Annotated in this window: 16 protein-coding genes; 8 read left to right on the forward strand and 8 right to left on the reverse strand. The window is 36.2% G+C overall.

Features of this window, described 5'->3' with window-relative positions; all coding sequences use genetic code 11:
* Positions 1 to 46: 46 nt before the first annotated feature.
* The gene (locus FHG85_RS12425; RefSeq protein WP_173076391.1) at positions 47 to 1,009 is read left to right on the forward strand and encodes a polyprenyl synthetase family protein; all 963 of its coding nucleotides are present in this window, start codon (positions 47 to 49) and stop codon (positions 1,007 to 1,009) included.
* 26 nt (positions 1,010 to 1,035) lie between these two features.
* On the opposite strand, the gene FHG85_RS12430 is transcribed toward FHG85_RS12425, so the two are convergent.
* The 3 genes from FHG85_RS12430 to rpiB form a co-directional block, all read right to left on the reverse strand.
* Positions 1,036 to 2,907: a DUF4139 domain-containing protein gene (locus FHG85_RS12430; RefSeq protein ID WP_173076393.1), complete on the reverse strand. Its 1,872-nt coding sequence runs from the start codon at positions 2,905 to 2,907 to the stop codon at positions 1,036 to 1,038.
* Positions 2,908 to 3,025: 118 nt separating this feature from the next.
* Positions 3,026 to 4,003 carry a deoxyhypusine synthase family protein gene (locus FHG85_RS12435; protein ID WP_173076395.1) on the reverse strand — a complete coding sequence of 326 codons (978 nt, stop codon included), beginning with the start codon at positions 4,001 to 4,003 and terminating at the stop codon, positions 3,026 to 3,028.
* Positions 4,004 to 4,026: 23 nt separating this feature from the next.
* Positions 4,027 to 4,470 carry a ribose 5-phosphate isomerase B gene (rpiB, locus tag FHG85_RS12440; RefSeq protein ID WP_173076397.1) on the reverse strand — a complete coding sequence of 148 codons (444 nt, stop codon included), beginning with the start codon at positions 4,468 to 4,470 and terminating at the stop codon, positions 4,027 to 4,029.
* Positions 4,471 to 4,775: 305 nt separating this feature from the next.
* Here rpiB and hemW point away from each other — a divergent pair, with 305 nt between their 5' ends.
* The 5 genes from hemW to FHG85_RS12465 all read left to right on the forward strand — a co-directional run bounded on the left by hemW (position 4,776) and on the right by FHG85_RS12465 (position 16,896).
* Positions 4,776 to 5,903: a radical SAM family heme chaperone HemW gene (hemW, locus tag FHG85_RS12445; RefSeq protein ID WP_173076399.1), complete on the forward strand. Its 1,128-nt coding sequence runs from the start codon at positions 4,776 to 4,778 to the stop codon at positions 5,901 to 5,903.
* Between the two features lie 499 nt (positions 5,904 to 6,402).
* On the forward strand, positions 6,403 to 6,756 hold the full coding sequence (locus tag FHG85_RS12450; RefSeq protein ID WP_173076401.1) for a hypothetical protein: 354 nt from the start codon (positions 6,403 to 6,405) through the stop codon (positions 6,754 to 6,756).
* An 81-nt stretch (positions 6,757 to 6,837) separates the two neighbouring features.
* A complete protein-coding gene (locus FHG85_RS12455) occupies positions 6,838 to 8,322 on the forward strand; it encodes a hypothetical protein (RefSeq protein WP_173076404.1) in 1,485 nt (494 codons plus the stop codon).
* Between the two features lie 296 nt (positions 8,323 to 8,618).
* Positions 8,619 to 13,898, forward strand: a complete 5,280-nt coding sequence (locus FHG85_RS12460; RefSeq protein WP_173076406.1) for a C25 family cysteine peptidase — start codon at positions 8,619 to 8,621, stop codon at positions 13,896 to 13,898.
* A gap of 106 nt (positions 13,899 to 14,004) precedes the next feature.
* Positions 14,005 to 16,896: a hybrid sensor histidine kinase/response regulator gene (locus tag FHG85_RS12465; RefSeq protein WP_173076408.1), complete on the forward strand. Its 2,892-nt coding sequence runs from the start codon at positions 14,005 to 14,007 to the stop codon at positions 16,894 to 16,896.
* 72 nt (positions 16,897 to 16,968) lie between these two features.
* Here FHG85_RS12465 and FHG85_RS12470 read toward each other — a convergent pair whose 3' ends face one another.
* From FHG85_RS12470 to FHG85_RS12490, 5 genes are all read right to left on the reverse strand, one after another.
* Positions 16,969 to 18,087: an aminotransferase class I/II-fold pyridoxal phosphate-dependent enzyme gene (locus tag FHG85_RS12470; protein WP_173076410.1), complete on the reverse strand. Its 1,119-nt coding sequence runs from the start codon at positions 18,085 to 18,087 to the stop codon at positions 16,969 to 16,971.
* 88 nt (positions 18,088 to 18,175) lie between these two features.
* Complete coding sequence (gene recO / locus FHG85_RS12475; protein WP_173076412.1) at positions 18,176 to 18,904, reverse strand: DNA repair protein RecO; 729 nt, start codon at positions 18,902 to 18,904, stop codon at positions 18,176 to 18,178.
* Between the two features lie 2 nt (positions 18,905 to 18,906).
* Positions 18,907 to 21,207, reverse strand: coding sequence for a type IX secretion system anionic LPS delivery protein PorZ (gene porZ, locus FHG85_RS12480; protein ID WP_173076414.1), 2,301 nt, complete (start codon positions 21,205 to 21,207; stop codon positions 18,907 to 18,909).
* Positions 21,208 to 21,272: 65 nt separating this feature from the next.
* Positions 21,273 to 21,866, reverse strand: coding sequence for a non-canonical purine NTP diphosphatase (locus FHG85_RS12485; RefSeq protein WP_173076416.1), 594 nt, complete (start codon positions 21,864 to 21,866; stop codon positions 21,273 to 21,275).
* Positions 21,867 to 21,875: 9 nt separating this feature from the next.
* The gene (locus FHG85_RS12490; protein ID WP_173076418.1) at positions 21,876 to 22,670 is read right to left on the reverse strand and encodes a universal stress protein; all 795 of its coding nucleotides are present in this window, start codon (positions 22,668 to 22,670) and stop codon (positions 21,876 to 21,878) included.
* Positions 22,671 to 22,829: 159 nt separating this feature from the next.
* Between FHG85_RS12490 and FHG85_RS12495 the strand changes: the two genes are divergently transcribed.
* On the forward strand, positions 22,830 to 24,275 hold the full coding sequence (locus FHG85_RS12495) for an adenylate/guanylate cyclase domain-containing protein (protein WP_173076420.1): 1,446 nt from the start codon (positions 22,830 to 22,832) through the stop codon (positions 24,273 to 24,275).
* 95 nt (positions 24,276 to 24,370) lie between these two features.
* Positions 24,371 to 25,213, forward strand: coding sequence for a universal stress protein (locus FHG85_RS12500; protein ID WP_173076422.1), 843 nt, complete (start codon positions 24,371 to 24,373; stop codon positions 25,211 to 25,213).
* Positions 25,214 to 25,218 lie beyond the last annotated feature (5 nt).

Here is a 25,218-nt window from a genome sequence, read left to right on the forward strand (position 1 = left end):
TTTATCTGTATAAAAATTGGTTAATTTGGCATTATAATTCAGATTTATGCTCAACGATATAAAAAAGCCGATAAGCAACCACTTAGAAAAATTTGAAGATTTTTTTAAGCAGAACATGAATTCCGACATTAAGCTGCTGAACCTAATAGTCAACTATATTGTAAGGCGCAAGGGGAAGCAGCTAAGACCAATGTTAGTATTCCTAAGTGCGGGTGCTTGTGGCAAAATAGAACAACCAGCATACGTGGCAGCAGGAATGATTGAGCTGCTTCACACAGCTACGCTAATTCACGATGATATAGTTGACGAAGCATATGAACGTCGCGGCTTTTTCTCAATAAATGCGCTTTGGCGCTCTAAGGTTGCAGTTCTTGTTGGCGACTTCCTTCTTTCACGGGGTTTACAAGTTGCCATTGAGCATAACCAAATAGATATGCTCAGGGTGATTAACCAAGCCGTTAAGGATATGAGTGAGGGCGAGCTACTTCAGATTGAGCGCTCAAGAAAAATGAATATCGATGAGGAGACATACTATGAGATAATCAGAAAGAAAACCGCTTCGCTCATTGCTTCTTGCTGTGCAAATGGTGCAATCGCTACTAAAGCACCAGACGAAATGGTTGACACCATGTACCAGTTTGGACTGAACCTGGGTATTGCCTTTCAAATACGCGACGACCTTTTCGATTATCAGCCTTCGGGAGCCATTGGCAAACCCACAGGGAATGACATAAAAGAACAGAAGTTGACACTTCCTTTAATTTATTCCCTGAAAAATGCCAACAAGCAGGAACGTAAAAGAATATTACGCCTTATTACCAGGGGTAAAAAAGAAAGTATTCCTGAAATCATAGCTTTTGCAAAACATTCGGGTGGGCTGGAATATACTCATCAAAAAATGCTTGAATTCCGTGATAAGGCTAAAGATATACTGAATAACATACCCGATTCGGAATATAAAGATTCCCTACTCATTCTTACCGATTTTATGGTAAATAGGAATAAGTAGGGAACCTTTACCAGCTAATCAAGTTTCTATTCGATATATAACCTTTTATTTTTAGGGTACTTAACCGAATAGGTCAGTACTAGCTCTTTATGCTCACCAGCAGCTAAATTAAGGAGCCACTTAACCTCACCAGTCTCATGGTTTATGATTGCACCCGAACTTTCAAGCACTTCTACTTTAATCTCATCGTTAGTAGAAACCGGCACTTGGTCAAGTATGGTAATATCAATATCTTCATTCTTGTTATTCTTTACAGTAATTTTCCAACTACGCGTCTCCTCCTTACTGCCTCCAATAAACTGTTTTTTGGTGAAATCCTTTAACTTTTCGCGATTTATTACTATTGCCTTATCAACACCTAAAGAGACCTCCAAGGTATCAAGAGCTGTTCTGGTATCAATTAGAGTTGTACCAACATAGGTATTCTCAAAATAGATATTCGCCTCGCCATCAAGCAGATTATACATCTCCCAATTTGTTAAGGAAGCCGACAAAAAAGCTCTTTTGTCAATTTTAGGTACTGCAAAATATTTATAGGTTGCGGGTATCTCGTAGGTAAGCAGTTTTATGTTTTGGGATTTACTTCCTGAAACCAATGAAAAAGGCTTATCAAGTTCAAACTCTACATTTGTTGGTTTCTCAATAATTCCCTTTTCTTTTACAGCACCTGCAGTAATAGTGGGCTTCTTAACTGCTTTCTTTTCTGCAGCCCGATATCTGGGACTAGGCTCCTCATCATACCCAACCACAACAACCTCTTCAATTGAGGCATCATCAGGTTCAAGCATCACATTTAGCACATTTGAATTCACTTTAACCGTCTTTGCTTCATAGCCCACAAAGCTAAAGGTTAGCTCATTTTTATCCGAAGGCATATTAATAGTAAAATAACCATTTGCATCAGTTACTGTTCCTATGGTAGTGCCTGGCAAATAAACAGATGCTCCTGGCAAAGGGCCTCCATCATCGGATGATGTTACAGTACCTTCAACCATACCTATATACCTATTGTATGTTGGGGGCTTTAATCCATAATTTAACCAGTATGTTTTTAGCTTAGGAGCCACTCCCGAAACATTGGGTTGGGCATTGCTTAAGGATAACTTTACATTGTTCCAATTCTCTTTTGTTTCCTGTCTTAAACTTGCCCTATAAACCAAGCTAATTGGCTGATTAAGCGATTTGGCAACTATATCATATTGTGGAAACCACCCCGCATTCTTTACAAGATAGCTAATAAAAATGGGTACCTTTGTTTTTGGCTCCTTGGTTTCCAAAGTAACTTGAATTTCACCCGATGGTTCATCGGGACTTGAACTTATAGCTGATAGCTGTTTTTGGGTATTTGAGATAACACTGTTAAGCTCAGCAAGTTTTGCATTTAAATCAAGAATTTTAAACCTCAACTCCTTAATCTGAGAACCATAAAAATCAAATGTTTCCTTGAGAGTTTGAAGAGGCAGAGCCTGATTCTTACCACTAATCACTTTGTTCTCATTTAAAAAAGATATCTTCTCATTAACAACTTTGAGTTCAGCATTTAACTTATTACGCTGTTCTTCAAGATCTTTTATTTTATTCGCCAGCGATTTTTCCTCCTCACTTCTATCAGTCTTTTTTAGAAAATTATTTGAGTGATTTACAGCCTCAATCGAAACTCCATCGGGGACTTTAACATTTATTGATTTCTTGTCGATGTATGGTGAGAGATTCGAAAACTTAACAATAGTTTGTTGCCCTTGGGCAAGGTTTACCGTTGCCTTGCGCGTAATTGAGGCAGCATCGAGGTAAAGGCTAACATTGATAGTTTTTGAATCAACTTCAAGGGTGCTTTGCCCTAATACATTTACAGAATGTAAAATTGAAAAAACAAGTAATAGTTTTTGAATAGTTTTCATGCCAGTGGGTTGTTAGTTTTACACAATTTTACAATTTTTTAGTATAGAAATCTAGATTTATTGAACGAAAAAAGGCCACAATTTCTTGTGGCCATTCCTAAATATTTCATACTGTTGATCACCAGCCAAGCACGTAAGCAAAAATTAACGGTGCAACTATTGTTGCATCAGATTCAATAATAAACTTAGGAGTATCAATATTTAGCTTGCCCCAAGTAATCTTCTCATTTGGTACCGCACCCGAATAGGATCCATAGCTGGTTGTTGAGTCGCTAATTTGACAGAAATAGCTCCAGAAAGGAATACCTGTTCTCTCCAAATCCTGATGTAGCATGGGTACAACACAAATAGGGAAATCGCCTGCAATACCACCTCCAATTTGGAAGAATCCCACACCTTCGGTTCCTGCGTTGTTAGTATACCAATCTGCAAGAAACATCATGTATTCAACACCTGATTTTACAATTGAAGGTTTAAGCTCACCGGTAATGCAGTATGAAGCAAAAATATTTCCCATGGTTGAATCCTCCCATCCAGGAACAACTATTGGAAGGTTCTTTTCTGCAGCCGCAATCATCCAGGAATTTTTGGGATCAATTTGGTAGTACTGTTCCAGCACTCCGCTGCGTAGCATCTTGTACATATACTCGTGCGGGAAATATCTCTCACCTTTGTCCTGTGCTTCCTTCCAAACATCAAACAGATGCGATTGCAGACGACGGAAAGCCTCTTCCTCTGGAATACAGGTATCAGTAACACGGTTAAGTCCACTTTGTAGCAACTCCCATTCCTGCTGAGGTGTGAGGTCGCGATAATGTGGTACACGTTTATAGTGGTTGTGGGCAACTAGGTTCATTAAATCTTCTTCTAGGTTCGCACCTGTACAGGAAATTATTTGCACCTTGTCCTGTCGGATCATCTCGGCTAAGCTAATTCCAAGCTCAGCAGTACTCATAGCACCTGCTAAAGTGATCATCATCTTTTTACCACTCTCGATATGCTCTTTATATGCCTTGGCTGCATCAACCAGAGTGGCAGAATTAAAATGCAGGTAGTGCTTTTCTATGAATGAAGATATGGGTTTATTGCTTTCCATGACTGTATTATTTTGTTAACAATTTATTTCTTAACTGGTATTTTTTCAACTCTACGTTCGTGCCGACCACCTTCAAACTCGGCGTCTAGAAATGCCTTTAAAATACTTTTGGCTTCTGGAACACTAACAAAACGAGCAGGGATTGCACACACATTAGCATTATTATGTTGGCGTGCTAAACTTGCAATTTCGGGAATCCAACAAAGTGCCGAACGAACGCCCTGGTGTTTATTGGCTGTAATTGACACCCCATTTCCACTTCCACAAAGGATAACACCTAAGGGATATTCTCCCTTTTCAACTGCTTCGGCTAGTGGGTGAGCATAGTCGGGATAATCAACACTCTCCTCGCTATGAGTGCCAAAATCCCAAACATCATAACCTAAATCGGTTAAAAACTTTTTTAGTTCCTCTTTAGTAGCATAACCAGCATGATCAGAGGCGATAGCAATTTTTGGCTTATTCATATCTGTAACTTTTCAATATTTCCGCTCTGTCAGTTAGGCCCCCTGTAAATGATATACATTTAACATTTAAACAAGGGGAATAAAGCAAAACAATACCCATGTAATATAAAACTATTAATGCAAAGATAGCTCGTTTTACATTTTATTGTCAGCAAAATACTTTTAAATTACTAAACCAAAATATTTTGGGTTTACATCACCCTGCTCAAACTTAAAACAGGTAAGGTATCTAGTTCACAAAAGAATTAGCATTAAACACATTTATTAATATTCATTTTAGAACTAAACAGCTTAACTTTGTAAACATGTCAGGCATTTATATCCACGTACCATTTTGCTACAAGAAGTGTAGTTACTGCGATTTCTATTCGGTTGGAAAGGGCTTACTAAATTCTGATTTTGCAAATTCCATTGTAGAAGAGTTTAAACTCCAAAACAAAAACATTAACGATAGGATAGTTAAAACCATTTACTTTGGTGGGGGAACACCTTCGCTTCTTCCAGTGTCAGACATCAAAAAAATTGTATCATCGATTCCTAAATACTTTACTATTGACTCAAACCCAGAAATCACCATTGAGGTTAACCCCGACGATGTTACACTACCTTTAGCAAAACAGTATCTCGAATCAGGAATTAACCGAATAAGCATAGGTGTGCAATCGTTTAACGACTCCGAACTTTCCTTTTTAGGCAGAAGACACGATGCACAAACTGCAGTAAATGCTATAAGAACACTGCAAGATGCTGGTTTTGATAACATCAGCATTGATCTGATTTATGGCTTACCAAACTCTACCCTTCAAAGCTGGGAATTTTCACTTCGGGAAGCAATGAAATTGAACATCCAGCATCTATCATGCTATCATCTCACATACGAGGAAGGTACTCCTCTTACCCAAAAGATTAAAAAAGGAAGAATTCAAACACTTGATGAGGAGATAAGTGAAAAACAGTTTCAACTTCTTAGCCAGGTTACATCTGCAAATGGTTTCATCCACTACGAGGTTTCAAATCTGGCAAAGCCAGATTTCTTTTCTCGGCATAACAGCGGATACTGGTTAGGTGAGGAGTACCTTGGCCTAGGCCCCTCGGCACATTCCTACAACAAATTAAAACGATGGTGGAATCCGGCATCAATTGAAGCCTGGGAAAATTTAATTCAATCTGGATTTGAACACGTTGAATCCGAACCGATTGATTCAAAAACCCATTTTAACGAAATGATTATTACCAGGCTAAGAACAATTTGGGGTATCGATTACGATTTACTTGCGAAGGATATTGATAGCCTAAATTCACACCCCATTCGCAGCCAAATGGACAAGCATTTAAAAGGTGGTAGATTAATTATTGAGAATGGTAAATTAAAAATCCCCCCAAAGCACTATTTCATAAGCGATTCCATTATCTCTGATTTACTTATTGTATAATTAAAACACTATTTCCCGTTAAATAAATTAGAGCAGGGATCACACAATATCATCCCCACTCTTTTTGTAGTTTTATTTTTCAAATAAAAGTTAAACCAAAAAGTACTCATTTTATTGATTCTCCGCATTCTCCTTCCTCCTCGAAGTCTGCGACTTCGTCATCCCAAAGTAGTGGCGTAGATATTCGCTAGACTACGCCTAGTAAGGAGCATTATAATAAGGAAAAATTTGTTTGATATCTAAAAATGCCTTTTTTCCAAACAGCCATTTTTATATTTTATGTTATAAAACATATTTTTCCTCTTGACTTTTTGTTAGGGAGGGGTGATCTTGTCTTACATTAATGTTTAATCATATAAAATCGTTAAGAAACAGGAAAAGAAAATTCTTACTACATTTGTACCAAGCCCACCAGGTGGGGGAGGTACACCCAGAGACACAAACTGGGTCGAAAGAGTGCAAACTAAAAATATATGTTTTAAACTTTAAAAACTACATCATGAAAAAATTATTAACAGTTTCATTGATCTTTACTTTATTAAGTATAAATCTAGCAGCCCAAAACATTTACATTAGAGGACATTTAAAAGTAATTGCGATTGGACCTGATTTTATAGAATTTATATGCGAGGAACCATATGATGCAATTTGCTTTTCATATATTACAGAGCCAATGATGCCAACATTAAAACAAAGCAATAATGGAAGTAATGAATCTATTTTACGTTCACCAATTCAACCTCATGTGCAAATAATTGGAAAAACAGTTGATAAGCAAAGAAACCCAACGAATGTGTATCGAGTTAAAAAAGAATTCTTTAATAAAATAGTTAAAGAAAAAAACACACCATAAACAAAAGGCAGATTATCTCTGCCTTTTATTTATAATAAATAACTCTAATCTTTTAAAATATTTACAAAAATTAAAAGAAATATGAAGAGAATAATAATATATATACTCTTACAACAATTAGCATTTTTCACATTAGGTTTAGGTTTAAATAATAAAAAAACTGAAATCTACATTGCTATAAAACCGTCTGATTGCATTTCATGCACAGCACCCATACAGGAAATACTTAATGAATTCAGAAAAAATCAATTACTAGACAAAGTTACATTTGTTATAAAAGATGTTCCAGAAAAGGCATTGCATAAATATACTTCCGAAGTTTTAAGAATACCTAAAGACATAAAAGTTATTGCTTCGGAAGAGCTTTTTAGTTTATATTCTTATAAACATGCATCAGCAATTTCAATAATTGATAAAACAACCCACCCTTATCAACGAATCTCGTTTCCACTTTCTTACTATTTTTATAATAAACTCATTTTTAGCAACCTAATAACCAGTGGCTTCAACATCTTATCCAGTGTAGAAAAGTCAGAACTTGGCCTAATTCTAAGTGCAGTGCGAATGCTAACATTAGTAAATGACACATTACTATTGGTTAATGATAGGATATTCAATTCTATTCAGGCAATTTCTTCTAATAATGTTAATTTTTCTACAACATTAAAGTTAGATAGCACATGGTATTATGCACCTTTCTCAAACGATATAAAGAAAATAGAGGAAATTAGAGGATCCCAATTTGTGTTAGATAAAGTTTCGTATCCTAAATACCATTTTAAGGGCATTTACTACAATAAAGACTTAATAACTGCATTGGCAACATGTTACTACCCAATACCTTTTGGTAAAGATTATAATATCTTTCCGACAAAAATAATATTTACACTTGATTCTACGCTTAAAATAACCAATTACTACAGGCTCCGTGCAGATAACTATATCAATATCAATAACGCTTTTCTACTTGAAGGCAACAAATTATTAACCACATCTTATAAGTATGAAAACAACCATTTTAAGTTTAATAATGATTTTTTATGTAGCTTTAAAATTTCGGCAGACTCAGTAGTTCACGACAATACTATAGTTGTTGACACACCAAACTTTGCCAAAACCAATAACAATCTTGCAGGACTATTATTAAATCACATATCTGGACATGGTAATAACAAATTAGTATGGTTTAACTATTACCCTGAATTTTACGACATAAGTGAAGAAAAATGGGTGAGGCTTGATACTCTCTACTTTCCCAATGATTTAACACAAAATACATTTAATGTGAACGAACCCATTAAGTTTAAGGTTATTTGCGCTTGGAAAGTTGAAAACCATTATAAATTAGTTGTTCAAGTAGGAAAAGATATTTATCATATACTTCAATCTGGAAACCATATATATTATAATAGCAAAATTTACACATTAAATGAGTATTCAGAACTACATTTGGATAGAAATAGTAAAAACGAGCTTGTTGGAATTGTGCATAATAGAAAAACAGGAGAAACTAAACTTGTTAAATTTAAATTAGCTGAGATAAAAACATTTCAGCTGGGATTATAATGGGAATAAAAAAATGCTTTTACACTAAAATTTATGAATTTAACTAAATACAGCCCCTTGCTCAGCTAAGTCTGCGGCTTCTTTGTCCATAAGTAGTAGCTCAGATATGCTTTGCTAATCTATGACGAGCATGGATTAATATTTGGGAATAGTAAAATACCCCAAAGCATTATTTCATAAGCGATTCCATCATCTGTGATTTTCTCATGGTGTAATTAATAAAAACAAATTTTTGCCGAAACAATTAGCTATAAATAAACGTTTTACTATATTGCAAGGGTTAATAAAAAATTTTTATGAGACTTTTAGCTACTTTACTTTTAGGATTAATAACGTTTTCGGCAAGTCCTCAACCAAAAAAGATTTTGCTGAAAGCAATAGATGATTCAAAAAAATCTGAATTTATTGAAAAATTCACTCCAAAAACTCCAGACAGCTACAGCCTGACAATTCGTATTGATAAGCTAAATTGGGATAAGGAGCAGGTTAAAACGGGTGATTCATTCTCTAAAATTTGGTTTAAGAACTCTTTGCCCGACGGTAAAATAGGTGAGCCCGAATTACCATCAATTAAAAAAATCATTCGCATTCCTTATGGTGCCACAATTCAAGCTAAAGTTAAAAGTTACAAAACCGAAGAAGTTAACCTAAGTGAAAAAGGAATAAATGTTCCGATTATTCCGGTGCAACCCCCTGTCCGCAAAGACCAAGACCCCCAACTCCAAGATTTTAGAATAAAAGCGCAAGCGTATAGCAAGTCTTCATTCAAGACAAAAGAACCTATTGTAAAAACTGAAATACTTGGCAATTTAAGAAACCACACCATTGCAAGAGTTACGATATATCCTATTGAATACAACCCAGCAAAGGGAAAAATTAAGGTTTACAACGATATTGAGGTTAATGTTGATGTAAAAGGAAGCCCCACTAAAAATCCTTCAGCTGATGCATTCTACTCTCCCTACTTTGATGTGGTTTATAACACTATGCTCAATGCAGGGGGTACGGCTTACGATTCACATCCCGACCTAACCAGATATCCTGTAAGCATGCTAATTATTGCAAACCGAATATTTGAATCGGCTCTTCAACCATACATTGCATGGAAAACGCAAAAAGGGTTTAAGGTAACAACAAAATATACCGATGAGATAGGAACCACCGCCGATGCCATTAAATCTTTTATACAAAACTTTTACAACTCGGCTACACCAGAGAATCCTGCACCTACATTTCTAGTACTTGTAGGCGATGTTGAACAGGTACCAGCATCAGCCACAGGAAGCCAATCAGGGAAACTAACCGATTTATACTACGCTAGTGTTGATGGCGACAAATTCCCCGAGATGTACTATGGGAGGCTATCGGCAACCAGTGCAAGCCAGTTAACGGCTATTATCAACAAAATAATCTACTACGAACAGTTCCAGTTTTCTGATCCCACATATCTTAACAGCGTTAATCTAATTGCCGGTGCCGATGCAACATGGAACCCTGCTGTTGCACAACCTACAATTAAATATGCCACGGCAAATCATTTTAACCAAACCAATGGTTGGAGCAACATTTACGAATATGGCGTAGATTCCGATACTAACAACGCAACAGCATCATCCGGTTACACGGGTTGCTACGATGCCGATAAAGTAGCTGTTGGTTTTATAAACTACACTGCACACTGCTCAGAGGGCGGATGGCAAGATCCAGCCCTTCCCATATCCACAGTAAACACTTTAACAAACAATCAGCAATACCCCTTTGTTATTGCAAATTGCTGCCTATCGGCAAATTTTGGCTATTCGGAATGCGTGGGCGAGACATGGTTAAGAAAAGCAAATGGTGGAGCAGTTACATATATTGGCTCATCGCCAAACAGCTACTGGAAAGAGGACATGTACTGGGCTACAGGAGCATTCCCTATGAGTGGCAATAATAATGGCTACGTGCCCACATTCGAAGAATCAACTACAGGCGCTTACGATGCTCCGTTTGGAAGCAATTATGTAACTGCTGGTGCAATTGTTTTTTGTGGCAACATTGCAGTAACACAAGCCGAAATTAATGACTACTCTCGTCAAATTAACTCAACATACTACTGGGAGGCTTATAATGTTCTAGGAGACCCCTCTCTTATGCCATACTTTAAAGTTCCAGAAACCAACCAAATAGACTTCCCAAATGTTGTCCCTGTTGGAATAAACAGCATAAGCATTCAGGCAAAAGAGAACTCATACCTTTCGCTCACAATGGATGACCAAATACTGGCAACTCATTTCTTTGAATCCACGGGCTTAAACGACATTGCTATTCCTGAGCTAACCCAAACAGGCAAGATTATACTCACGGTTACTCGACCTCAAACCCAACCATTTATAGATACCATAAAAGTTATTGAATCAGATAATGCTTATATCACTCTTACTGGCTCTACCATTAATGATTCTGAAGAAAATAATAATGGCATTGCCGACTATGGAGAACAAATCAAAGTAAATCTTCGATTAAAAAATGTTGGCAAAACCAACGCAACCAACGTAAGCGTTAAAATAGGCTCGTCAACCGGATTAATAACTTTAGCATCGGCCGATTCTATTGGCATATCAAATATTAATGCAAGTTCAGAGTTATGGGCAAACGATGCCTTTTCATTCTCCATTCCCATTGATGTGGAAGATGGCTACCAGCAAATTTTTCCCTTAACATTTTTTGCCGACCAGGGGGTATGGACATCTAACCTGAAAATTACTGTCTCAGCTCCCCAAATGGCGTTTAACAACTTCACCATTGTTGATACTTTGATGGGAAATAAAAACGGCATTTTAGAAAAGAATGAAATAGCCGATATTGAATTTGAGTTCCAAAACAAGGGTAACTCAGCCATTGCCGACTATAATGTCAACCTCGTACTTCCTGATACATTACTTGATAAAGTTAGTTTAACCTACGAACCCATGGTAGACAGAGGTTTTAATCCATCTGAGAAAACTAAACTTTTTGCTCGTATTAGCAGTTCAGATAAGATTGATATTGAACAAATCCCGATAATCATCACCTCAACATCAACAAGCTATCCTCTTGCAAGCAATCAGCAAACAACGTTTATTCCTATAAAAATCTTTTCAGAGGTTAGAATGAGTAACGACACCGTTGAAACCTGCAATGCAATATTTACTGATTCTGGAGGAGAAGAGTCCAATTATGGTAACAATGAAGATTACACCATTACTTTCAAAACCAATAGCGAGATTGAGAAATACCGTGTTGAGGTACTAAACTTCTCAACAGAAAGCAACTACGATTATCTTTATGCCTATGATGGCAATAGCACATCAAGCCAGATGTTTAGTGGTAGCCCATTTAGTGGGTCAACCATACCATCTGAATTTAGTAGTAGCACCAACTATGTCACATTCCGTTTCACCTCCGATGATAACACAAATAGTTCGGGATGGAGAATTAAGTTGCAATGCATTACACCAACAGCCATACCTAAATGTGTAGAAAATCCATCACCTGCTGACAATTCCATTGATGTTGAAAGCACTGTTTTATCGTGGACGCCTTCAACCGATGCCCTTTTCTACGATGTTTACATAGGCACACAGCCCGAATCGCTTGCATATGTTGGAAGAGTTAGCCAATCGTTTATCGATATTAAGTTACAACCTGTCACAACTTACTATTGGCGTGTTATACCAGGAAACAACATTGGATTATGCGATAAGGATTGTATCACATGGTCATTTACAACAGCATCGGTACTTGGACAGGTTCTTATGACTAATGGCACCCTTGAGGTTGATGAAACCTGGTTTTATGATACGGGAGGAGCTAATTCAAACTACACCAATAAAGAAAACTACACGCTAACATTTAAACCTAAAAATAATGGTAAGATAAATGTTGAATTTGTTTCGTTTGATGTTGAAAGCGAAACTGATTGCAACTACGATAAGTTAACCATTTATAATGGTCCTGATGCTAACAGCCCTGTTGTAGGAACCTACTGTGGTAGCAAGAATCCCCAATCGTTTACCTCAACAAGTGCAAATGGTGAGCTAACATTTAACTTCACATCCGATGCTAGCGAAACACGAAGTGGTTGGAAGGCTAAAATATCTACAATAGGCAGCACAACAACATACCCGATTACTTTTAATATCAAATCAAATAGCACACCCGTTCCAAATGCAACAGTTAAATTTGACAATTCGGTTAAATTCACAAATACTAGCGGTGTTGGTGAATTTAGCAAGCCAAACGGCACATATAGCTATACCATAACGGCAGCAGGTTACAAAAGCGAGACTGGAACGGTTACTGTTTCAAACCAAGGGGAAAGCATCAATATTAATCTTATAAAACAGGAGACCATTCAGCTACTAATTAAAAATTCTTCCGATGAATCTTATATCGATTTAGCAAAAGTACTAACTGAAACTGGCCAAAGCTATTATTCTGCAAATGGCTTAGCTAATGTCGATTTACCAGTTGGCAGTAACCTACTAAAAGTAAGTGCACAAGGATTTATTGAAAAAGATACTGTCATAAATGTAACCGATGCAAACCAATTATTCACAGTACATCTTACACCTCAATCGTTCCAAACCCAGATAAACGTTTATAACGTTGATGAAACACCAATTGAGAATGCAACCATACAGCATAATACTCTAACCTACAACACCAGCAGCACAGGTTCTGCCACTTTGGAAACAGCATATGGGTTAGACTTAATTACCATTCAAAAAAGTGGTTACATCGACACAAAATTCTGGCTAAACGCTACAAATGACACAATTATAAACATTTACTTAACTCCAATTATTGGGAACGTATTTGAAACTGAATTTACAATTATAGGTTCTGGCCCTCTTGGAAACCTTCCTCTCGATAATGCCTTGGTAAGAATATTTAAGCAGGGAGAACTTTACCAACAAGCAAACGCACTAAATGGCCATATAAGCTTTTATCTTCCCAGCAACACATTCATTTATGAAGTATCACATGAAGGCTATACTACATCTTCAAACAACACATTAACAGTTAGCAACCAACCACAAAAGGTTGAAGTTAATTTAGACCAGCTAACCTATACCATAACTTTCCTTGTTCAAAGTAATTCAAAAGGTGTGGAAGGTGCCGAAGTAGACTTAAAAGATTATGGTTTAAAATACACTGATTCAAATGGGGAAGTAATTTTTTACAATGTTGGTTATGCTAATGAAATTCCATATACAGTTTCTCATAGCAACTACACGACAATAACAGGTAAAATAAGCGCCACCAAGTCCGAAACTATTAGCATAACTCTTAATGTATTAGACACAACATATGAGAAGATTGACAGTTTTTCTATTTATCCAAACCCGACAAGAGACTACTTTAAGATTTTATCTGATATAATAGTTTCAAGGTTATCTGTCATCTCAATTAATGGAGTTGAATTGAATGCTTATAACATTAACAGCCGTAACAAAACCATTTATGTTAACAATTTAGCACCTGGAATTTATCTTATTAAGATTGAATTTGAAAACGGCACAACTTCATTTAAGAAATTGCTGATTCAGTAATATCTCAAGTTAAATCATAAAATTAGTATGGGCATATTTTATGCCCATTTCTTTTTATGTGTAAGAATAATTTTTACATTTGAGCATATTTAAAAACATTATAAAATTGGAATTTCGTAATTTTAAGGATAAATCGCTACATATTTTTTTATTGGTTTTTACGGCTATTGCTTCTTTGTTTGTATACATAGTGCTAATTAGGGATGCACAAACAATTGATAGAATTAACAAACAAAAACTGAAAGCCGAATTCAAAGCAATTAGCTCATCTTTAATAAACAAAGCAGTATACATCCCAACTTCACAAAAACTTTATGACCAAGAATACATCACTATCCGGGATGACCAAATTGATAATAACAATTTACTACTAGTAGCCGATAGTTTTATATTCGGAACTAATAAAATATACCTATTGGATAATCAATTATATGGTAAAATTGAGTTTAGAAATGATACAAACATTCTTTATCCCCTTAGAAAAGTAACAAACCTAATCACTTCGCTAACAGGGAAGGCTGTTTTAATTAATCATCAATATAACAAACACTTAACAAAGAAAAACTTTATTACCCTTTCAACCCTAACCGATTTAACTGGTAAGGAGGTTGGTAATGTTATAATACTTGACGAGAAGCAACATCTTAATCAAACAATTTATGTTGCAACTCCAATTCTCATCTTTTTCTTGCTCCTATTACTACTTGTCGCAAAAAAAGTTTTGCAAATAAAAGATAAGGCTAATACAAAACTTAACTCAAGCCAAACTATCAACCTAAATACAATTAAAGATATCTCTTTTGATGAAGCGGTTAAAGGATTTAGCAATGGTATTAGAATAATTGACAAAAACTTTAACGTATTATACACAAACAAAGCTTTTGAAGATTTAACCTCAATTAAACGGGGAAAAGCAAATAGTTGTACCTGTTATGAAACCTTTGGTAGCATTTATTGTCATACAGGAGAGTGCCCTGTTGTATCTATAACATCTTCGGAAAAGGAAATAGTTAGAAACGAAATACGTTTTCAGCCAAATGGCAAAAAGTTGCATATCGAACTGCATGCCTATCCCATTCTAAATCCAAATGGTGAAATAGTAGCAATTGCTGAAGAGATAAAAGATATAACCAATAATTACATAATTGAAGAAGAACTCCGTCAATCGGAAAATCAGTTTAAGGTTTTTATAGACTCTCTACCTTTTGGTGTATACATTGAGGATGGTATAACAAACCAAATTATTTTTCAAAACAACTATCTAAAACAGCTCACAAAGGGTAAGAACTTTAACGACTATTTAAAGGAGCATCAAAACAACATCACCGATATCCATTCAGATGAATCAGAAATACAAATTACGGATGAAAATGGTAGGCTAAACACTTACGCTTTCCACAAGTTTAAGTTTATTGGCACTCAGAATAAGCTAAAAATCGGAGCTATATTAATTGATATAACTCGAAAAAAGGAGGTGGAGCACTATCGTGATGTTCTTTCTAAAGCTATTGAATTCACTCCCATTAGTATTATAATTCTGTCGCCTCATTTTGAATTCGAATTTATCAATCCAAACTTCACTGAGCTTACTGGCTACAATATCGACACCCTCTATAGTAAAAGCATTCTGGATGTAAATCTTGAAATTGGATCAAAAAATTTAATAGAGCAAGCATTAAACAAGGTTAGAGCTGAAGAGAACTGGCAAGGAGAAATTCAGATAAGAGGAAAGAATGGTCAAAAAATCTGGGTAAGCGCATCGTTCTCTCCTGTTATAAACAGTAAGGGCGAACTTCAACAGATACTAGCAGTTTTTGAAAACATAACACGTAGAAAAGAATACGAAAAGGAGCTTCTTTTTGCAAAAACCAAAGCTGAAGAATCCGACAAGTTAAAGTCAACTTTTCTCAATAATATCTCCCACGAAATCAGGACACCCCTTAATGCTATTATTGGTTTTACATCATTCCTAAGCGACGAATCCATAAGCGCCGAAGAACGAAGAGGATTTTCAGAATATATCTACAAAAACTCACAAGATCTACTCAGAATTATAGAAAACATCCTTGAAATATCACAAATTGAAACGGGTAGCATCTCAATATCAAAAAGAGAATTCTCAGTTAACTCTTTAATGAATGAGATCTTTAGAGAATTTGATGAAATTGAACGAGGTGATTCACCAATTCGACTTAGCTTAAGAAAAGAGATTCAGCATGACGATTTAATCATTTTGAGCGACCCCAGCAGGTTAAAACAGGTACTTAAACAGCTCCTTTCAAACTCTTTCAAGTTTACCCCAAATGGCTTTGTAGAGTTTGGATATAGGTTAAAGGATGAGCACAATTTAATGTTTTACGTAATTGACAGTGGAATTGGAATTGACCAAGACAAAATAAACTACATTTTTAACCCGTTCCGGCAAGCCGATGATTCAAACACAAGGCAGCATGGTGGATTAGGGCTTGGACTCGCAATTTCAAAACACATTGTTGAAAAACTCGGAGGTAAAATATGGGTTAATAGCCTGCTTGGGTCAGGCACTAGCGTTTTTTTCACTATTCCCTTTATTCCTGTTAAGATGAAGTTCGACAATAACACCAAAACAAGTTTTCGGGCAGAATTTAGCTGGCCAGGTAAAACAATTCTTATAGCAGACGACATTGACGCTAACTTTATATATTTCAAAGCCTTACTTCAAAAAACAAATGCAAAACTCATTTGGGCTAAAAATGGGTTGGAAGCCGTAAACCTAGTAAAGAGCAACCAAAATATTGACCTAGTTTTAATGGATTTAGTAATGCCCGAAGTTGATGGGTTTGAAGCAACAAGACAAATAAAATTATTCAGAAACGATCTTCCTGTTTTAGGGCAAACAGCATTCCCAGAAAAGGTAAATAGGAACAAGCTAGCTGATTATGGGTTTGATACTGTACTCGAAAAACCCATAAAGCCCCACCAAATGCTTTTCATTATCGATAAATTTTTAGAAAACTAGCTAGCTGCTGTTTATATAAAAATAACCAGGGTGTTATCCTGGCTGAAATGTTTCAATTATTTATTGTAGCTGCTAAAGGTTTGCTAAACGGTTAAGAGCTTCTTCCAGAAGGGAGGACTTAATTGATATATTCATTCCTAACATCCTACGGCATTGCCTATCGTGAGAAAAGAATGATAGAGGCATTAAGCCAACACCCTTTTCAATTAATCGTTTTGCCATTTCCACATCCTTAATATCGTCATAATCTTTATAATCAAGCAGAACCATATAACCAGCAGTCTGATTACTAACCTTAAACTTTGAATCTTTTAGTCGGGCTACTACAAGATTGTAGTTCCTTTCCAGCAAACTCGGAAGCATCTTGGTTTGCTCATCATTATTTATAAGGAGGCTAAGATAAACGGAGCTGTTAAAATCGGGATCATCGGCAATAGCATGCTTAATTGCAATGTAGTGAGCCATTAGTTTTTCTGGAGCAATACAATAAGCAATGTTACTATCGTTATGCGCAAAAGGTAAATTCAGCGAGCCAATCCGGTAGGTTATTTGGCAAAGCTTAGGATAAAAGTTAACACTTGCACCAGTACTGGTTGAATAGGCCATTTCGGATAAAGACTCATTTATAACCAGCTTTATTTTTGTGCCATTGATTAGTCGCTGCAACTCCTCTAAATCTTCAGGTAATAGTGTTTGTCCTGTTAAAAGGTGAGGAGATGAGATTATCATCAATTTAGTTGTGGCATTAATGGCTCGTTGAACCTCACTCCAGTCTATTCTAAAATCGGGCTCTTTAAGAGGAATGTATACAGGACGGGCTCCGCAAAGTTCAACAACAGTTTTAAGGTCAGTAGTATAGGGTTCAAACACGATAACGCTATCTCCATCGCCAATGGACGAAACAACTGCTAAGAAAATGGCTTGTTTAATTCCATTTATGAATGTTAGCTCTGTGGCAGGGTTAACTCCTCTAAAGTATTTTCTATTAATATAGCTTGCTAATGCTTCGCGAGGCGACTGAAATTCATTTTTAACTCCCATTTCATTTAGTTTATCCTTGGTCCCAATATATTCTTGAAGCCCTTCTTGGCTAGGAACCAGCTTGGATAAATCAATCGCACCACTAGTAGCAATTAGCTGACTCAAACTATTAAAATCCGATAATGACAATTCGGTTGTTTTGTTTACCATAAAAAACAATTCTAAATTTAAAGATAGGCAGAAAAAAATAAAAACATGTTTGTTTTTGACATACAGGCTAAGGAGATTGATAAAAGGCTCAATTAAAAAGTTGATTAAGTATTGGGAGTGTTTTAAATCTGATTCCAGAACCAAGATGAAAGCGATAAAAAGCAGTAATACCTTCTATTATCTCGTTCCGCTGTTTCCGATTAAGATTTATCTTATCGGCATTTAGCATAGGAGTTTTCATTATCTCACCTAGAAGTTGACTTGTACTTTTACACAGGTAAAAACCATTAGCTGGTTCAACATTTGTGAATTTCCCATTCTTGTAGTCAAAAATACAGTTATCTTCAGTCCAACTATTAATAGGATAAAAGCCTAAATACCTAGCAAGTTGAACCATAAAGATTAAGTGAAAATTTGAAATTCCTGAATGAAGATGATCGAGAATAACTATTGAATTCTCAATAAATGTAAACAAATGAGGATTAGGCTCCTCCTCCTTAACCGTTCTATATATTAGTTCGCTTATAAAAACGGAAATGGTAAGTTTAATCGGATCTTGATGCAATGAGCCGAAGGCATGTACTAATCCTAACTCCTTCAGCCTATGAACTTCGGTGTTGGGACGATTATAAAATACAGTATCAAGAACCGTTAGAGGTTGAAAATAAACATTCAAACCAGCTTTCCGCCCCTTCTGAAACGCTCTATTCACCAACAAGGTGGTTCTACCAAAGTCTCTACTATAGCAGCTAACAATTAAGCTATTCTCTTTATATCTTACCGTTCTTAAAACAACTACCCTACTCTCAGCTAACATCTTTATTTTATAAAAAGTAATTTTGTAACAACAGACTGATCGCCTTTTGAATCGGAACAAAAAACAAGGTAAACACCAGTTGCAACTTTTGTGCCATTACCATTTCTTCCATTCCAGGTTGCATACCCTCCATTAGAACGAGTTTCGTAAACTAAGTTCCCTGACAGATCGGTAATTTTAACAACACTATTTTCCATTAAACCTGCAATGGTAATTAACCCATTATAATTTTCTCTGACAGGATTTGGAAAAGCATAAACCTTACCAAAAGAATTAGCCGGTTCACTTGCATCACCCCTAAATGAAACTAACCCCTTATCTGTTGCAATGAAAACTTCGCCCGTTAACGGATGAACTTTAATGCTTAAAATAGTATTTGAAGGTAATGGACTATTATCAGATGTGAAGTGATATATCTGCTCTGTTCCATCTTCAGAAAAAAGATAAATGCCCGATTTAGATGTCCCAAACCACTTCCTATTTCCCCCATCCACCTCAATACAAGTAACTTCCTCGTTTTCTAAAAGGTATACTGCTAGCCCTTCTACTACGTCAGGTATTTTAACTTTAGTGAATAGGGCCTCGCCTTGAAACACACCACTAGGATTATATGTTACAAGTACTCCATGGTTTGTGCCAAGCCACAAGTACCCATCTCTGTCAAATGTTAAACAACTAATTTCATTTGGTAACAAATTCCCATTTACATCTCGAGGGCGAAATTTAAGATAAACATCATCGTTGCTGTTTTGGATATCGCCACCTGGATTTAGGACAAAGAGACCATTATCTCTGGCTAAGGCTAACCATATAAGGCCATCGCGTGAGATTGTTAACGACAGTATTTTTGGTGTTCCAATGGCTGATGCATAGGGAAACGAAAACCAATCGCCATTGGTAGAACGAACCGAGATAGGATTTGAAACCTCAGAGTTTGCAACCCAAATATTTCCCCATCGGTCAAAATCGACACCTGCAATACGGCAGAATGCCTGACCAGGGAAAACACTTTGAAGCGAACTATTTTCAGGTGTATAATGTTCAACCAGTTCATCGCCTTCAAATTCATATAGGCCTCCCCCCCAGCTAGCAACAAAATAATGGGTAGGCTTATTCGGATCAAATTTTACTTTTACTGCATCCCACACGCTCCAATCGGCATAAAAACTCCAAGACCCATTGTTGAACCGATGCGCAATAAAAGGCAACCAAACATTTCCCATTGCAGCGTCGTACGCCCCAGAAGCAGCAACAACGAGGCTAGAACTTGCATCAACATGAAAGAATTTATTATTAAATGGACCAGAAGGTAAATAAACATTATCGGTATTTGCTCCAATTAAGACCAAACCATAAACCTGATCGGCAACAGCCAAGAAATCATTATCATCAACAGGTGTGCAATCCGAAACATTTGGTTTTACACCAAAAGAATAGCTATTTATTAGCTCTGCTTTGGTCCAATTATTTAGAAAGGCTTGTATCTCATTCTTATTATAAACCCAAAACTTTTTGTTTGACATTGCAAGCCCAACAACTTCGGTTAAAGCTCTGTCGACTTCAAACCATCCGGTTCCACTATTTGCCCAAACAATATCACTTACAACTCCCCTCTCTACAGCAACTATACTGTTAGTGTTTGATGCAACAGAGACACATTCGGCCGAAGGATTACTAAAAAAGGCTTCCTTAGTCCATCGCTCATAGCTAATTAGTAATGGATCAGTTACATCAGCGCTATATATACCATCGGAAGTAGCCGCCCAAAACCTCTGGTTCCATACTGCTAACCTTCTAACTTTAACGGAGCCAGAACTTTGAACAACATAATAAGCATCTTTTACCTCTTCATTTTCCACATCAATAACCACAATCCCAAAATCAGTTGATGTATAAATTAAAGAGTTGTAATATAGAAAATGGTTTATTTGCTTACTCCCACTCATTGGTTTATCTTTAATGAATGGAAGTTCTTTAATTGTTCCGTTATCGAATATAAAATCAATATTACCCGATTTGTATCCTACCACAGTAAGTTTTAGTTCTGGTATGTAAGTAATAGCTGTTAAGTCCACCTCACTCAAACCATTAGTTTTGGTGAACTTGTTAATTTCGCCTGTTGTTATGCGATAAGTAAAAAAACCGTTTTCAGAAGCACAATAAATCATGTTACCCGTTGAGGAAACCGAGCGCGCGTTGTTAAAGGAGAAGTAATCGGTCCATTTCCCAACGGGTGGCTGTCCAAAAACAGAGACCTTCAAACAGAATAGTAGGAGAACAAGCAATTTGACACGATAATTCATTATCAAAAGTATTGCATAAAAATTTTGGGGACAATCATCAAAACGAGTAAACTAACAAATTATTGCTAGAAATGGTTCTGAATAAACTCTTGTAATTTTTCAACAGCCCTCCCCCGGTGACTTATTTTATTTTTAATCGACAATGGCATTTGAGCAAATGTTTCATTATAACCTTCGGGTATAAATATTGGATCGTATCCAAACCCATCGGCACCTATCTCGTTATCGATAATCTTACCCCAAACAACCCCTTCGAACAAGTACTCTTCTCCATTTAGAATTAGAGCTATTACAGTACGGAAACGAGCTCTTCTATTTGAAACTCCCTTTAAATTTGCTAATAGCTTTTTAATGTTGTCTTTAGGATTTCGGGTCTCACCAGCATAACGAGCGCTATAAACACCTGGTTCCCAGTTAAGAGCTTCAACTTCAAGTCCTGTATCATCGGCAAAACAGTTCTTTCCTGTTTTGGAATATACAAAACGTGCTTTCTGTAAAGCGTTATCCTCTAATGTATCATAATCTTCAGGGATTTCGGCCGAAAAACCTACATCGCTCAAAGACATCAACTTAATACCCTTACCCAGGATATGTTGCACCTCTTTCAGCTTGTGCTCGTTATTTGTTGCGAACACAAGTTCTACCCTACTTCCTGTCATAGATGCGTTTTAACGAGGATTTATACTCATAACAGGGATATGTCCTGCATTAGCAAGAATATACTGTTCTCCTGGTTCTACAATAAACTCACCGTTTTTATCGGTTGGTGTGGTCATAATTACAATTAAGTCGGCTCTAATATTGACTGCCATATCGAGTACCTCTTCCTCATATTTTTTTACACCAGGAACTGTATACTCAATAAACTTTGCCCCTTTCTCCTCAAGAAACTTTTTGGCAGAAGCTAGGTTAAGGTCAATTTTTGCCATCTGTTCGGGGTCAGAAGTATTTGGTTTAATGATATGGAAACGAGAAAGGTAGTAATCGGAGAAATAGGGTATCCATTCATGCTTTTCCCTGTTCTGAAGGGTAAAGTCAACTGGAAAAACAATGTCATCGTATCGTTTATTAACAGGAGGTTCTTGGATGGTAATAAAGGGCACCTTACAACTTGTAATCAGTTTAAGCACCCACGATACTTTATTTTCATCCATCTCTTTTACCGTGGAAGAACCCATTATAATCATGCTAGCATCCAGTTCATCGGCTGTTTTAGCTATATCTGTCAGGTAATTTCCCTTTTTTATTATTGACTTAGGAATAAGGTTATACTTTTCCTTCACCGAATTAACAACCTGTGACATACTCTCCTCAGCAGCTTCGAGCTCCTTATCGTCGGTTACCAGGTGTAAAATAACTATTGGTTCCTTTACTACGTCTGAAACTCTTATAGCATGCTGTAAAGCGTACCATGCAACATCTGTAAAATCAGTGGGAACCAATATCGTTTTAGTCTTGTTCATATGATCATTATTTTCAAGGAAATTTATCCAATATCAACCCCAAATTTAAATAAAATATTTGTTTGTAGATTTGATTTTAATACAGATTGATTAATTTGTAAAAAAATTTGAATAAAATATAGTTTAATTCTAACTTAGTAGGGGATATTTTATAATAACATGCCTATCTTATTTTATATTCTGTTTTTATTAGCCTTAGCAACTACTGTTTTACTAGTGGTTTTATATATTCGGTTTTATTATAATAATAAAATACTTACCCTTCAGGAAAAGCTGTTTTTAAGAACCGAAGAGCTAATACGAGAAAAATCAAAAACTGAAAATCTGCTTTCTAGGGTCTTACCTCGCGACACCGCACGAGAGTTAATTAAACAAGGTCGAATTGATACTCAAAAATTCCAAATGGTTACGGTATTATTTGCCGACATCCAAGGGTTTACAAAAATTTCAGAAGAAACAAACGCCGATTCCCTCATAGACCAACTCGACAAGCTATTTTACCAATTTGACCTTATTGTTGAGAAGTATGGAATAGAAAAGATAAAAACAATAGGTGATGCATACATGTGTGCAGGAGGTCTTCCCCACCCAAACCGAACTAATCCTTTAGACGTTGTCGCTGCAGCGGTTGAGATGTTAGGATGCATGGATAGAATAAACAAGCAGCACCCCAAAAAAGATTTTTGGGAGCTACGAATTGGAATAGACACAGGACCCGTTGTTGCTGGAATTGTTGGCAGAAACAAGTTAGCATACGATATCTGGGGAACAACTGTAAACATAGCGAGCAGAATGGAATCAAGTAGTGAACCCGGAAAAATTAACATTTCCGAGAACACCTACTTCATGGTACGAGACCTATTTAAATGCACCCCCAGAGGTAAGATCCCAATCAAAAACAAAGGAGATGTTAACATGTACTTTGTAGAGGGGTTTTTACCAAAATTTTCAAAAGGAAATAAATACACCCCTAATGATGAATTTAAGACTGAACTTCAACTTATCCGCCTTGGCGATTTAGAAGAGTTCGTTTTTGAAAAGTTAGAAAAAGGGTTACCAAAAAATTTATACTATCACAATTTAAAGCATACTGTCGACGTTTATACCCAAGTAGAACTAATAGGAAGGGCGGAGAAAATCTCTAATCAGGAGATGCTACTTCTTAAAACAGCCGCACTTTTTCATGATATGGGACATCTTATAGATTATGCAACACACGAAGAAATGAGTATAAAGCTAGCTTATGAAATATTACCCCGTTACGGATACTCACAGGAACAAATCTCAAAAATTGCAGAGCTGATTGCTGCAACCAAACTCCCACCTAAACCTAAAAATTTACTAGAAGAAATTATTTGCGATGCCGATTTAGATTATCTGGGGCGTACAGACTTCATTCCGGTATCTAACGCTCTTTACAAGGAGCTCCATGAACATGGTTTGGTAGGCTCGCTACACCATTGGAACTCAATCCAAATTGAATTCATCCAAAATCATCAGTATTTCACAAAAACAGCTCGTCGACTTAGAAACGTTAACAAAGATGTTCAGCTTCAGAAGTTAAAGCAATGGATGAAAGAATTAGAAAATAATACAGATTTATAATGATTATAATAAATTTTTATATTAATTTTATAAATTTGATGTTAATTTGAACTTTTTGGACATATAAATTTGAATTCTGATAAAAAGTTCCGCATATGATGGAAAACTTAAAAAAGGTCATACTAGTACCTTGGGACTTCACAGAAGGAGCAGAAATAGCCTTTCTTCATGCCCTCCAGTTAGCAAAAGCTAGCGGGAACGAAATTATGCTTTTGCATATTATACCCCATACCAGACTTTACGACACATTAATAAAAAAAGTTAACCTTAAAAAGATTGAACAACTCAATTTAAAGATTGAGGAATCTGCTCGTAAACTTGAAGAAAAACATGGGTTTAAACTACAAACTCTTGTAGTTGAGGGGCATCCTGCAAGAATTATAAAAGGTCTTATAATCACGGCTCATGTTAACCTCATAGTTTCATATTATGAGTACAAAACTGGGAAAAAACAGCTTCGAATTTCCAAATATTTAAGAAACCTCTTCTTTAAAGACACAACGTTACCTTTCATCATTGTATCAAAACCTCCATTACATAGCCATTACATTGAAATTGTAGTGCCTGTTGATTACGACCGTAAATTTAAGGAAGCAGTTCACTGGATAATCTACCTTGCCAAATACTACAAGTGTAATATCAACCTTATAAAACCATTCCTTTCCGACGATAGTAAAAAGAAACAACTGGCTAACAACATTTACTTCACCAAAAAAATGCTTGATGGTGTAAACATAGTATACGGCATTAAAACAGCTAAGAAAAGAGGAACGTTTGACCAAGAGGTATTCCGATTTGCAAAAACTATTGAAGCCGATCTGATTCTCATTATGTCTGATAAGTATAATGTCTTTCTTGACAGCAAAACAGAATCAAACCTTGACATCCCAGTAATGTGTATTAACCCGAGAATAAGGAAATATCAAAGTTTCTATTAATATCT

Origin of the sequence: Tenuifilum thalassicum, assembly GCF_013265555.1 — a bacterium.
GTDB classification, from domain to species: Bacteria; Bacteroidota; Bacteroidia; order Bacteroidales; family Tenuifilaceae; genus Tenuifilum; species Tenuifilum thalassicum.